Source organism: Flavihumibacter petaseus NBRC 106054 (genome assembly GCF_000974785.1).
Lineage (GTDB): Bacteria > Bacteroidota > Bacteroidia > Chitinophagales > Chitinophagaceae > Flavihumibacter > Flavihumibacter petaseus.
Genome location: NZ_BBWV01000001.1, coordinates 1,853,599 through 1,866,445, shown reverse-complemented (window position 1 = coordinate 1,866,445; position 12,847 = coordinate 1,853,599). Strand labels below are relative to the sequence as shown.

The following is a 12,847-nucleotide window of genomic DNA, read 5'->3' as shown; positions in this document are numbered from 1 at the left end:
GAAGCTTCTGTATTAGGTGTAACTTTTGGTTGTCAAAATCAATCTATCACACTTAAAAACAGAAGCCATGACACAAGGTAAGAAATTGGACTTAGGCGGTCAGTCGATTTTTTGTGGTATTGATGTACACAAAAAGTCCTGGAGCGTTTGCCTGCGGACTGCCGATCGGGAGCTTCAGTGCTACACCCAAAATCCGGATCCGGAATTGCTATCGGATCGCCTTAACAAGTCCTATCCGGGGGCCAGCATTCAACTGGTATATGAGGCCGGTTTTAGTGGCTATTGGACGCAACAGAAGCTGAGTGGCAGAGGCTTCGACTGCCGGATTGTGCATGCCTCCGATGTGCCTCAGACCGATAAGAACCGACGCTTTAAGACCGATCCGGCAGACTGCCGTAAATTAGCCTGGGAATTAAGTAAGGGCTCTTTAAACTTTATTCATATTCCACAGCCCATTACCATAGAGAACCGTAGTCTGGTGCGCAGCCGCGAGCAACTGGTGAAGGACCAGACCCGCTATAAGAACCGGATTCACTCGTTTTTGGATTTTATGGGGGTTGCTGTTCCTGAAAACTTCACCAAAAGCACTCATTTTAGCCGGGCGTTCCTGAAGTGGCTGGAGCAACTGGATTTACCCGGGCACAGTAGAGCTGCCTTAAAAGTGAAACTCAGCATGTTAGAGGCCATCCGCGGTCAACTCTTAGAGGTAAACCGGGCGCTCAAAACCCTGGCGAAAAGTGATGCCTATCAAAAGCAAATGGGTTTACTCATGACCATCCCCGGCATTGGGTGGCTAAGCGCATTAATCATCCTTACCGAACTTGAGGATATCAGAAGGTTCAAAAACTTTGATCACCTGGCCAGTTATGTAGGTTTTAAACCCGACATTTACTCTTCAGCAGAAAAAAGCAGCGTAAAGGGCATTACCCATCACTGCAATCATTTGCTTCGGGAAACAATGGTAGAATGTGCCTGGATGGCTATATCAAAAGACCCCGCGCTCACTCAGTCATACTACCAACTCAAGGGGCGTATGCACTACAATAAGGCGATTCTGAGGATCGCCAAAAAACTACTGAACCGGGTCCGCTTTGTACTGATCAATGAACAACCCTATCAGATTGAAACTGTATCCTGATGGCGCCAAAGTATAGGTATCTAGTTTTATAGGGAAACGGATTAAAACTTTTGCTGCGAAATAAAATTTTCCAAAAAGCTGCCAACGTTAATTTGCGCCTGCAGCAACCAACAAGGATCGTCTGCCTAGCAAAGAGTGCGCAGCTTCTAATGAACCTGAACAAAATCCTGCAGCGGCCAACTGCCTGTCTGCCAATAGGAGAGTGAATTTATTACAGCAGTACAAAGCCTATCCAAAAGCAAAACCCAATCAGATGAAACATAGGAGGCGCAAAGAAGAATTTGGTTTTGTTGCGGAGGTGCCGATTAGTTTTATTAGGTGGTATTTCGAGTAGCCGAAAAGTTTACCGGCCTGCGGCCGGGAGACCGCAGGAAGAAGCCATGCCAGGGCAAAAGGTAAACCCGTATGATTTTGTTTGTGGGTTGGATATTGTCAACTTCAAACCCAACCTCAAACCCCAAACTTCAGACCTCAAACCGTTATTTACTTTCCTGCTCCCCCTTCACTTCCAGAATCGTTCCATAACCCACAAGTTTCGTTCCCTCATGCAGGTACCAGCGGCGCATCGGCTTCATAAACCGTTTTACAGCGGGCACTTTCAGGAACTGCACGCGCACCACCCGGCTGCGACCGGGCTCAAGCGTTTCTTTGTCGTCAAATTTTATCTCCCCGAGATAGGAGGTCAGTTTTCCGGCTACCAGCGGCTTCTCAAAAACGTGGTTCGGACGGTATCCACTTCGGATACCTTTCTGTCTTCCACCGTCCCGGGTGGCTACCAAATCTATTCTGGCAGTAATCGTAATCAGGTCGTGCATGGCTTAATCGCTAAGGGTGGTGAGATCAACTTTGGGTTTGGGCAGATTCATCGCACGGATGGAAGCCTTGCAGGCTTCAGCCATTTCCGGCGTCAGCTTATAATGATAATCGCCGTAGTCGTCGTACTGAAATTCACCGGTGTAAAAGAATCCATACTGTTCAAAGAATTCAGTAAGATCGGTCTTGCTGACTTCACATACCGTTTTCACAAACTCGAGCTGAAATACTGCAGGATTATCACCCCTGTCTCCCCAACCGCCTTTGCCGGATTTGCCATTCTCAGCAGCTGCACCCTGGCGACGGAAGGCTTCAAAAAGATCGGGGTAGAAATCGGCGTAGGCACCGGGACCGGCAAAATAAAGTTGCAGTTGCCAGAAAGGAATCACACGGTTGAATACGTCTTTGTCCTGCAGGTAACAGATGCGGCGCGCGATGATGCTGTCTTTGGATTTCTGGTAATTCTTCTGTTCCGATACGCGGCTGCGGTTGCCGAAGGAAGTAGTGACGTAAAGCGAGAAGATATTATTGCTCACTTCACCCAGTCCGCCCCAGTTCAGTGCCGGGCGCACCTGGTGCACATGGCCCACTTCATGGCTGAAGCCCCAGCAGGGATCGCCTTTGATCACACGGCTGGGATCCACTACCAGCGGCATGGCATTGCCCGGCTGTGTGCCCATATACGCAACACCATCGCCATCACGGAACATGTAGTAATTGTAATTCACGCGGGCGAGGATATGGTTTTCCGGAACCTTATTGTATTTGATCAGTCCCAGCAGGCGATGCTGCCGGTAAACCAGTGAATCATAATTGCTGATCAGTTCCTTACCACGGTTGTACGCATATTGTTTGCAGGCGGCAGCAGGATAAACGATCTGGATATGTTTTCCCCGGGCATCGATCACCGGGTAAACCGCATGATCGATCAGGTTGTTCCAATCCTGGTCGGTGTTTTTGGCAATGTCAAAATAGCCATTGACTGCACCGTTTACAAAATGGACCGTGATGGCTTTTTCTTTTTTCGGCTGATCGGAATAGTAATCGAGGTAAGCCAGACCACCGGCTTCTTTCACTTCGATCACGTTAACGCCCGCATGCAGTTTGAATTCCTGGCGGATAATCCCCCAACCGGCGGGATCTTCCGTGGGTTCGATACCGGCCGGTGCGCGGCGGTTCCAGTTGGGGATGAGCAGGCCGACATCTTTTCCCTTGGGCATTTCTACCAGCACCACATGCCTGCCGGCAGGCAGAAAGATGCCGGTAATGTTTTCATATTTGCTGTAGCCGTCACCGATCATAAGTTGTTCGCCCAGGGTAGTGGGGGAAAGAAAAGCATGATAGGTCGCGAGCCGGTATTGCGTTGCATACTTCTTGTCGAGGAGCTGTTGGGCTACCCGTCGCAGCTGTTCATTTTTCATGGCCGTTACTGTAGCAGCCGTTATACCTGATTTTAACCGGGTAGCAAGAGGGTCACGGAATACTTTCAGGTCCTGCTGAACGTCAGCGTCAACGGGAAGCGAAGCACTCGTTATAGAAGCAGATTGGGCGAAACTGCCAGCGGTGAACAGTAGCAGGGCGCCAACCAGGCGGAAGCGGATCATGCAGCAATATTTTCCTGAAAATAACCCCGCAGTGTCCCAGTTGAGCGTACAAACGATTGCATGAATTTGATAGCTTGCAGCTGCTAATCCATGTAGTCACATGAAATTTACGGAGCGAATCATCATCAACTGCAGTGCTGTCACCGCCTTCGACTATACTCAGGACTACAGCCGGCGGCTCAGCTGGGACACATTCCTGAAACGCGCCGACCTGATGGATGGTGTAACTACAGCCGGCATCGGTGTCAAAGCATACTGTGTTGCTAAAAACGGCCTCGGCATGGTAACTAAATATGTCACCTTCAACAGGCCGAAACAAACTGCTATCAAAATGACATCCGGGCCCTGGTTTTTCAGATCGTTCCTGGGCTCCTGGAATTTTAAAGCCATCACACCAGCACAAACGGAAGTAGTTTTCCTGTATTCATTCGCCCTGCGTTTTCCTTTAAATCTCATCAGCGCGCCAGTCAAAAGAAACCTTCAGGCGAATGTGCAGCAACGATTGGCAGACCTGAAAAAAGCCCTGGAAGCACCGTCATTTGAAGCGCTACAGTGACGAGCCGGGCAATTTGAATACCATAACTAGTCGGATGGATGACCAAAGCACTACCTTGCACGCGTCTAAAGGGAACGATCTGTTCGCACTTTGGAATATCCTGCTGATGGCATCAAGAATTTCTGAATAACATGGGCGTAGAAATAGAAAGAAAATTCCTGGTTGATGACGCACGCTGGTGGCAGCTGGCGGCTAATGAATTTTCTTATCTCCGGCAGGGTTATATTTCTGCTGATCCCAAAAGGATCGTTCGCGTGCGGGCAACGGAAAAAGAAGGCTTTCTTACCATTAAAGGCATTTCCACGGGTGCAGCCCGGGCTGAATTTGAATACACCATCCCCAGGGAAGACGCGGAAACTCTGCTGGACACCCTCTGTGACAATATCATCGCCAAAAGGCGCTACCTGGTTGAACACGCCAGGCAAACATGGGAGGTGGATGTTTTCCTGGGGGACAACGAAGGCCTCATTGTTGCGGAAATTGAACTGGACGATGAAAATGAGCAATTTGAACTGCCAGGCTGGATCGGCCGCGAAGTAACCGAAGAAGAAAAATATTACAATGCCAGCCTGAGCCGCAGGCCTTTTAAAAGCTGGTAAAAAAACTTATATTCACTTACCCTATCTGCCGCCCTGCTTTAGCGTAAAATAGAGAAAACGCGCTCGTCCCCTGGTAAACTTCACCTGCACTTCCAGACAGTATGTTAACCAACGCCTACACCATGGGACAACCCTGCCCGTTGCTGCCATCGCCCTGCCGCCGGCCCGCAAAAGCATTTCTGACCGCTACCTGTATTGCTGTTAAAAGAATCGCTGTCAGTCTGACCATCCCGATCATCCTGATCAGCCTGACCACCCTGACTACGCTGCTGCCGGTTCCCGCCCGCGCACAGAATAACCCGGAAAAGGGCCTGCCCTTCATCACCAACTACAATCCGAAAACGTATAAGGCATCCTCCCAGAGCTTTTCAGTGATCGAGGGAAATGATGGCATCATGTACTTCGGCGTACAGAGCAACCTGCTGGAATACGACGGGGTCCGCTGGCGCAAAACCTTTACCAACGCTACCGGAAACGGCCTTATCCGCTGCTTCGCAAAGGACAAAAACGGCCGGATCTACTTCGGCGACCTGGGCAATTTCGGGTATCTCGACAAAGACAGTGTGGGCCAGACAAGCCTTGTCTCGCTGTTGCACCTGGTACCTGATTCGCTCCGCAACTTCTTTGATGTCTGGTCCATTTACACCTCCGACGAAGGCATCTATTTTCAGAGCCGCGAACGCATCTTCCGCATCAATGCAAAAAATGAGGTCAAAACCTGGACACCTTCTACCCGGTTCATGTATTCCTTTTATGTAAATGGTAAATTCTTCGTTCACGAACAGAACGTTGGAATTCTGCAACTGGTCGACGACAAACTCCAGCTGATCCCCGGCAGTGAATTCGCCGGCAAGGAGCGCATGCAGGTAATGGTGCCTTACGGAAAAGACAAATACCTTATCGGCCTCTTCTATAGCGGACTCTATCTTTATGATGGAACTACTTTCACGCCCTTCCGGTCGGACGTTAACGACCTGGTGACTAACTCAACCCTGTACAAAGGTCTACAGTTCGCCAATGGCAATTATGCCTTTTCCACTACAGGCAGGGGCCTGGCCATCGTAGACAGTACTGGAAAGATCATCCAGATGCTGAACCGCGCTACAGGTATGCAGGATGAATCGGTGTATGCCATGTACCCCGACAGCAAAGGCAATATCTGGCTGGCATTGGACAACGGAATTTCTAAAGTGGAACTGGCTTCCCCGTTTTCCACTTTTAATATCCAGAGCGGCGTCGTCACTGCAACACTGGGCATGATCCGCTACCAGGGAGCACTCTGGGTCGGAACCACCAACGGACTGATCAGGTTCGATTCATCCCGCCGGTTTTTCGAGCCAGTCAACGACATTCCGCAAAACCAGACCTTCAATCTCACGCAATCTGACAACAGACTGTATGTGCCTTCAGATGGCATGTTCATGATAGAAAACGGCAAGGTGAAAGTAGTCGCCGCATCCAATGGCGGCGACCTGCAGATCACGGGAAACGTCCATCCGCAAATGTATCCGAACATGATGCTGGCCGGATCCACCTTCGGCGTAGCGGTCTTTGCAAGGGATAAGCCGGGGGAGGTGTTTAAATATATCGGCAGGGTTCCCAAACTGCAGGATCAGATCTGGACTTTCGCAGAACATGCCGGTAAAAATGACAGCACCTTCTGGGCCGGTTCCCAGAACGGCAACGCTTATATGATTATGCCGGCTTTTGATCAGAATGGTTATCCCGACCTGGGGAGATTCACCTACCGGCAGTTCGGAGAGGCTCAGGGACTAAAATCAGCGCTAGGTGGTGTCTGGCGGGTAGCGGGTGACAACTTCTTTCCTGCAGATTCTGCCATCTACCGGTTTGACCGGCAAACTGAAAAATTTTACAAAGACACCCTTTTCGGCAAATGGAGCGGAAAGGGCCTGGAACAATTCGAAATGGTGGAAGATGAGACCGGTCGGATCTGGATCAGGTTCGGTACCGAAACGGTGATCGCCACAAAACAGGCAGATGGCCGGTATGCACTTGACAGCCGCACCCTGTTGCCCATTGCTGAACAGTCCACCCTTTCCAAGATCTATCCCGATAAGGACGGCATCATCTGGTTTTGTACCACCGACGGAATCGTACGGTTCGACAGCAAGATCCAAAAGGATTTTGACCAGTCATATTCCACCCTGATCAGGCGTGTTACCGCCAATAACCAGCCGGTTGAACTAGGTCCCGCACAGGAGAAGTCCATTTCTCTTCCGTATAAGGATAACGCCCTCCGTTTTGAATTTGCCGCACCGTTTTATGAAAAAGAAGACAAGACGGTTTACCAGAGCTGGCTCGAAGGCTTTGAATCAGAATGGAGCAGCTGGGACAATACCTATTACAAGGAATACACCAACCTGCCGGAAGGGACCTATCATTTCCATGTACGCGCCCAAAACGTATTCCGGAAAGTGAGTGAAGAAGCAGTGTATTCGTTTACCATCCTGCCACCCTGGTGGCGCACCTGGTGGGCATATGCCCTTTATGCACTGGTGGGGATCGGTATTCTGTATGGCCTGATTCGTTACCGCACCCGGCACCTGCGTGATAAGCATAAGGAACTGGAAAAGATCGTATCTGAACGCACTTACCAGCTCAGCCAGCGCGTGGAAGAATTGGCCGTGATCAACAGCGTACAGGAAGCCCTCGTGCGGGAAATGAAAGTGCAGAACATCTATGAACTGGTCGGCGACCGCCTTCGTGAGGTATTTAGTAACCAGGAAGTGGTGATCGCACAAATTGACCCGCAAACCAGCCGGGAATCCTTCGCCTATGCAGCCGAAAACGGGAAAAGGATCTATCCGGAACCCCGCAAGCTGGATCCCGAAAGGGCGAGCCTGTTCCGGCAAAACCAGAAAGTGATCACCAACGGTTCACAAGGTGCGGCATCGCTCAGTGCATCCTCCACCCCGCCTAAATCAGCCTTTTATATTCCGCTCACCACAGGAGAAAACATCACGCACTATATCGGGCTCATCGACCACAACAAGGAAAATGCCTTTACGGAACCGGATATCCGCCTGGTGGAAACCCTGGCCAACAGCCTTAGTGTTGCCCTCCAGAATGCAAGGCTCTTTGCCGAAACCACCCAGCGCGCCAGTGAGCTCAGCACCGTGAACCATATTAGCAAAGCGCTCGTGTCGCAGCTTAGTCTCGACGGACTCATCAAGCTGGTGGGTGATCACCTGCTGGAACTCTTCAAAGCCGACATCGTTTATATTGCTTTGCTCGACAGAAAGACCCAGATCATCTCCTTCCCGTACCAGGTTGGGGATAATATGGCGCCGTTGCGACTCGGAGAAGGACTGACCTCCAGGATCATCAATTCCGGCGAACCGCTCCTGATCAATGGCGATGTGACCCGTGCCGGCGACCGGCTGGGTATTGCACCGGTGGGCATACCTGCCGCTTCCTATCTCGGGGTGCCCATTCCGGTGGGGGAAGAAGTGATCGGCGTGCTCAGCGTGCAGTCCACCTCCCAGGCCAACCGGTTCACGTCCGATGACCAGCGGCTGCTCACCACGATCGCGGCATCGGTAGGGATGGCGATCCGCAAAGCCAAACTTTTTGATGAGGTGCAATCTGCCAAGCTGGAGGCCGAAGAAGCCCGCCAGATCGCCGAAAAAGCCAATACTGCCAAGAGCGCCTTCCTGAGTACCGTCAGCCATGAACTCCGCACGCCCCTCACTTCTGTGCTGGGGTTTGCCAAGATCATCAAGAAACGCCTGGAAGAAAAAGTGTTCCCGAATATCGATGCGTCTGATCCCCGTACCGGTAAAACTGCCGCACAGGTTAGCGAGAACCTCGATGTAGTGATCTCTGAAGGCGAGCGGCTGACCAACCTCATCAATGACGTGCTGGACCTGGCCAAGATTGAAGCCGGAAAGATGGAATGGAATATGGGACAGGTGTCGATGGGCGAAGTGATGGAAAGGGCTATTGCCGCAACGTCTTCTCTCTTTGAACAGAAAAAACTACCCCTTGAAAAGGATATTCCGGCCGATTTGCCTTTCGTGACAGGCGACCACGACAAACTGATCCAGGTGGTAGTAAACCTGATTTCAAATGCTGTTAAGTTTACCGGCGATGGTAAGATTACCTGCAGTGCCAGGGTGAATGGCGATCACCTGGAAATGAGTGTGCACGATACGGGTATCGGTATTGCGCCGGAAGATCATGACGCTGTGTTTGAACAATTCAAGCAGGTGGGCGGAGATACGCTTACCGACAAGCCAAAAGGGACCGGCCTGGGATTGCCCATCTGCAAAGAAATTATCGAACACCACGGTGGTAAAATCTGGTTGGAAAGCGAGATCGGCAAGGGCAGTACCTTCATCTTTTCGCTTCCGTTGATCCAGGAGACCGCCGGAAGCCGGAAGCCCCTGCAGTTCGATTCACTGTTGCAGCAACTCCGCGAACAGATGGCCGCCACTGCCCTGCACAATGGCACAGCAACCATTCTCGTGGTGGATGACGACAATTCCATCCGGTCATTACTGCAGCAGGAGCTCAGTGATGCCGGCTACCAGGTGGATGCTGCAACTAATGGTAAGGAAGCCATTGCCGCGATCCGTAAACAACGGCCGGATCTTGTGATCCTCGATGTGATGATGCCCGAGATGAATGGCTTTGATGTGGCCGCGATCCTGAAGAATGATCCGCAGACCATGGACATCCCGATCATTGTATTGTCTATCGTGCAGGACAAGGCCCGCGGGTATCGCATCGGGGTAGACCGCTACCTGACCAAGCCGATCAATACAGCTGAGCTGTTTGCAGAAGTGGGACACTTACTCGAACAGGGTAAATCGAGGAAGAAAGTATTGGTGGTAGATGAAGACAGTGCGGCCATCAAAACACTGAGTGAAGTATTGCAGGCGAAAGGATATGTAGTGGTGGAATCCGACGGGCAGGAACTAGCCGAAAAAGTTGTTTCTGCACAGCCCGATATTGTGATCATCAATTCACTGCTGTCAGGCAACCAGGAAATCGTACAGTCGCTCCGCTTCGAAAAAGGCATGGAGAACGTACTCTTCCTCGTCTATCAATAACCACTTCTGCAATATATCACCCACCGAAGCTTTAGCGTAGGTGGGCGAATCAATTAAACCGCTAAACTTATAAACTGAAATTAAGCATGGACCAAAAAATACTGATCGTCGACGATGAACCACACATCCGGATGCTGATCGAGCAAACCCTGGAAGAACTGGAAGATGACGGCGTATTGTTCTTCACCGCTTCAAATGGTGAAGAAGCGCTGGAGATTATCCAGGCGGAGCAACCCCAGCTGGTTTTTCTTGATGTGATGATGCCGAAGCTCAATGGCATGGAGGTTTGCCGCCGCGTAAAAAAGGAATTATCGCTGACTGATGTGTACATCATCCTCCTGACGGCAAAGGGGCAGGAACTCGATCGCCAAAAAGGGCAGGACGTGGGTGCGGACATCTACATGACCAAACCCTTTGACCCCGAAGTAATCCTCAGCAAAGCGCGTTCTGTACTGGGATTATCGTGATGGCACCGATACAGCTGAAAAATATCATCCACCGGCGGCATGCCGCGTCCGCGAAGCTGCTCTCGCTGATCGAGCGCATGGGCATTCCCGTGAATGTGGAGGATCTGGCCGGTACATCGCTGCTGGCTGTCGACCCTTTACCTGGTGGCACACCCTTTCCTGACAACACCAGTCGATTTCCCATCTGCTGCGACGAAGAAACGATCGGGTGGGTGAACGGCAATCCGCAGGCACAGTTGGTGGCAGCGCTGATCAGCCTTTTTGCGGACAAGGAAGCGGAGCGGAAAAAAGTGGGCAATGAGGTGCTGAGCCTGTACAGGGAGGTAAACCAGATCTTTAACTTTTCTGAGAAGCTGGCACAGTCCATCGGTCTGAATGCCATTGCCATGACAACCCTGGAAGAAGCGCAACGGGTGATTCCTTACGACCGGGCAGCGATCGTATTGTGGAACGAGACCACGCAGCAACTGGAGCTGGCTGCCGGAAGAGGTGAATTCTTTCCCGAAGGCGAAGACCTCAACCAGCACCTCGATGCCCTGGTGCGAATCTTTAAGAGCGGGCAGTCTGAGATTATAGACAGCTCCCATCCGGAGTGGAGCGCCAACCTGGTGCCGCCGGAAGTACAAACCATTTTGTACGCTGCCCTGAAAGTGAAACATCGTGTGATGGGCGCCGTGATACTGGCTGCACATCAATCTCCCGCCTTTACAGCTTCTGATCTCAAATTGCTGGTGACTTTCGCACTGCAATGTTCGGCCTCTATCGAAAACTCATTGTTGTATGAGAAAAGCATCCGCGAGGCCCAGGAGCGGGAACAGGCCATGCGGCGGGTATACCAGGCAGCCGAGAAATTTGTGCCGTATGCCTTTATCGGGTCACTCGGACATGAACGGATTACGGATGTGAAACTGGGCGACCAGGTGGAGAAAGTGGTGACCGTTCTATTTACGGATATCCGGAGTTTCGCGACGCTCTCGGAAAAGATGACACCGGAAGACAATTTCGGGTTTATCTGTTCCTTCAATGAAAAGATGGGACCGATCATCCGGAAGCACAATGGTTTTATCAACCAGTACCTGGGCGATGCCATCATGGCGATCTTCCCGCTGGTGCCACAGGACGCCATTGAAGCGGCGCTGGAAATGCAGCAGGCGGTTGCCGACCTGAACAGCCGCCGGCACGAAAAGAATTATCCGCATATCCAGATCGGCATTGGCATGCATACTGGCCCGCTCATCATGGGAATTACAGGTGATGACGAGCGCCTGGATGCCGCCACGATCTCCGACACCGTCAATACGGCTTCCCGCATTGAGAGCCTGACCAAGTATTATAAAGCAGATATACTGGTGACGGAAGCCTGTGCCCGTGGCATTGAAACAGACGCGCCATTCCATTTACGGCCGCTGGGCAAGGTACAGGTGAAAGGAAAAAAAGAATCCATCGGGATTTTTGATTGCTTTATCGCCGAACCCTCCGCCCATATTGCTGAACAACCCAGACGCAGCAGTTACCCTGAACCCCCTTCAGCGACCGCACCTGCCGAAACATCGGGCGTTTCGTCGAATGGTACGCGCACCGACATCGCCCAGCCGAAAAAGTTGGCGACCCTGGAGTTGTTCAATCATGCTATCAACAGTTACCTGCATCGCTCCTTCACCAATGCCTTCCTTTCCTTCCAGCAGGTGATCGAACAGAATCCCGACGATCTCACTGCACATTTCTTCCTGGGAAAAACAGCCAAATACATCAGCACGGGTGTGCCTGATGACTGGGATGGTGTAGAAGAGATGTGGGAGAAGTAATTCGCGACCAACAGCCCGAAAATCATTCCATTATTCGCTTGTAGATTGGCAAATTCGGTACCTGTTCCAGGTAATAGGTTCGGGTGAAGAGCAATGGCATACTCCCGGCAGCCGAAGACTTAAAAATATGCGTGGCGAATTCCAGGTTGTATTCAAAAAACTTCAGGGTGCAGCTTATCTTAATATAATCTTTGGGGCCGTCTCCCAACGAAACCGGTTCAGTGATATAAGCCAGCTGATTAACGGTAATCTGAATTTCCTTCCTGATCTCCTCCCGGGTGAATTGGCTGTAAAGCAAGGAGACATAGTATTCCAACATTGTACTGTCAACATATCCTGAAATGAATTCATCAAAGACAAGGGGAGTTATCACAGCAAGCGCCGCTTTCGTATCTCCAAGAAGCTTATAACATTTTGAAACCTTGAATTTTCTGGGTACGAAAAAAATATAATCCCCATTTCCGCAGAATTGGGCTGCATTCCTGTACTTGTTATCAGCAGAATCATAGTAGGCGATTGCTTTGAGAAAATCACCTTTTTCATGGTAATAGTCTCCAATCCTTTCTGAAGCGTTTTCGCAAAAATAGTTTTTGAAAACATCGGTGGTGTCGAATTGGTCAAGCACCTTCAGGCATTGTTTAAATTCCTTTTTATCCACCGGGCGGAAATCTTGTGCATTGACACTAATCGATTGAGCTACAAAAAGGGTGACCAGTGATACACGTACACGATTGTGAAAGGTTTCGCAGAAATTCAAAGGAGTTCAGGTTTGTAACTAAAGTACCCATTT

9 protein-coding genes are annotated in these 12,847 nt (G+C 50.7%); 6 read left to right on the top strand and 3 right to left on the bottom strand.

Features of this window, described 5'->3' with window-relative positions; all coding sequences use genetic code 11:
• The first annotated feature begins 67 nt into the window (after nucleotides 1–67).
• Nucleotides 68–1,138 (top strand): IS110 family RNA-guided transposase, encoded by a 1,071-nt coding sequence (locus FPE01S_RS07930; protein WP_046368781.1) that lies wholly within the window; start codon nucleotides 68–70, stop codon nucleotides 1,136–1,138.
• Nucleotides 1,139–1,617: 479 nt separating this feature from the next.
• Here FPE01S_RS07930 and FPE01S_RS07925 read toward each other — a convergent pair whose 3' ends face one another.
• A complete protein-coding gene (locus FPE01S_RS07925; protein ID WP_052955596.1) occupies nucleotides 1,618–1,953 on the bottom strand; it encodes an EF-Tu C-terminal domain-related protein in 336 nt (111 codons plus the stop codon).
• A gap of 3 nt (nucleotides 1,954–1,956) precedes the next feature.
• The gene (locus tag FPE01S_RS07920; protein ID WP_046368206.1) at nucleotides 1,957–3,555 is read right to left on the bottom strand and encodes a M60 family metallopeptidase; all 1,599 of its coding nucleotides are present in this window, start codon (nucleotides 3,553–3,555) and stop codon (nucleotides 1,957–1,959) included.
• A gap of 100 nt (nucleotides 3,556–3,655) precedes the next feature.
• Between FPE01S_RS07920 and FPE01S_RS07915 the strand changes: the two genes are divergently transcribed.
• The 5 genes from FPE01S_RS07915 (at nucleotide 3,656) to FPE01S_RS07895 (ending at nucleotide 12,057) form a co-directional block, all read left to right on the top strand.
• The gene (locus tag FPE01S_RS07915) at nucleotides 3,656–4,111 is read left to right on the top strand and encodes a type II toxin-antitoxin system RatA family toxin (protein ID WP_046368205.1); all 456 of its coding nucleotides are present in this window, start codon (nucleotides 3,656–3,658) and stop codon (nucleotides 4,109–4,111) included.
• Between the two features lie 131 nt (nucleotides 4,112–4,242).
• Nucleotides 4,243–4,710 (top strand): CYTH domain-containing protein, encoded by a 468-nt coding sequence (locus tag FPE01S_RS07910; RefSeq protein WP_046368204.1) that lies wholly within the window; start codon nucleotides 4,243–4,245, stop codon nucleotides 4,708–4,710.
• Between the two features lie 122 nt (nucleotides 4,711–4,832).
• Complete coding sequence (locus tag FPE01S_RS07905; protein WP_169749139.1) at nucleotides 4,833–9,785, top strand: response regulator; 4,953 nt, start codon at nucleotides 4,833–4,835, stop codon at nucleotides 9,783–9,785.
• Nucleotides 9,786–9,871: 86 nt separating this feature from the next.
• On the top strand, nucleotides 9,872–10,252 hold the full coding sequence (locus FPE01S_RS07900) for a response regulator transcription factor (RefSeq protein ID WP_046368203.1): 381 nt from the start codon (nucleotides 9,872–9,874) through the stop codon (nucleotides 10,250–10,252).
• A complete protein-coding gene (locus tag FPE01S_RS07895; protein WP_052955594.1) occupies nucleotides 10,252–12,057 on the top strand; it encodes an adenylate/guanylate cyclase domain-containing protein in 1,806 nt (601 codons plus the stop codon). Before FPE01S_RS07900 ends, FPE01S_RS07895 begins: the two co-directional genes overlap by 1 nt.
• Before the next feature lie 22 nt (nucleotides 12,058–12,079).
• Here the strand turns inward: FPE01S_RS07895 and FPE01S_RS07890 are convergent, their stop codons facing one another.
• Nucleotides 12,080–12,814, bottom strand: a complete 735-nt coding sequence (locus FPE01S_RS07890) for a hypothetical protein (protein WP_046368202.1) — start codon at nucleotides 12,812–12,814, stop codon at nucleotides 12,080–12,082.
• Nucleotides 12,815–12,847 lie beyond the last annotated feature (33 nt).

Excerpts from the sequence above, each read along its gene's own strand:
- FPE01S_RS07930 (WP_046368781.1), top strand. The coding sequence starts at position 68 with ATGACACAAGGTAAGAAATTGGACTTAGGCGGTCAGTCGATTTTTTGT.
- FPE01S_RS07925 (WP_052955596.1), bottom strand. The coding sequence starts at position 1,953 with ATGCACGACCTGATTACGATTACTGCCAGAATAGATTTGGTAGCCACC.
- FPE01S_RS07920 (WP_046368206.1), bottom strand. The coding sequence starts at position 3,555 with ATGATCCGCTTCCGCCTGGTTGGCGCCCTGCTACTGTTCACCGCTGGC.
- FPE01S_RS07915 (WP_046368205.1), top strand. The coding sequence starts at position 3,656 with ATGAAATTTACGGAGCGAATCATCATCAACTGCAGTGCTGTCACCGCC.
- FPE01S_RS07910 (WP_046368204.1), top strand. The coding sequence starts at position 4,243 with ATGGGCGTAGAAATAGAAAGAAAATTCCTGGTTGATGACGCACGCTGG.
- FPE01S_RS07905 (WP_169749139.1), top strand. The coding sequence starts at position 4,833 with ATGGGACAACCCTGCCCGTTGCTGCCATCGCCCTGCCGCCGGCCCGCA.
- FPE01S_RS07900 (WP_046368203.1), top strand. The coding sequence starts at position 9,872 with ATGGACCAAAAAATACTGATCGTCGACGATGAACCACACATCCGGATG.
- FPE01S_RS07895 (WP_052955594.1), top strand. The coding sequence starts at position 10,252 with ATGGCACCGATACAGCTGAAAAATATCATCCACCGGCGGCATGCCGCG.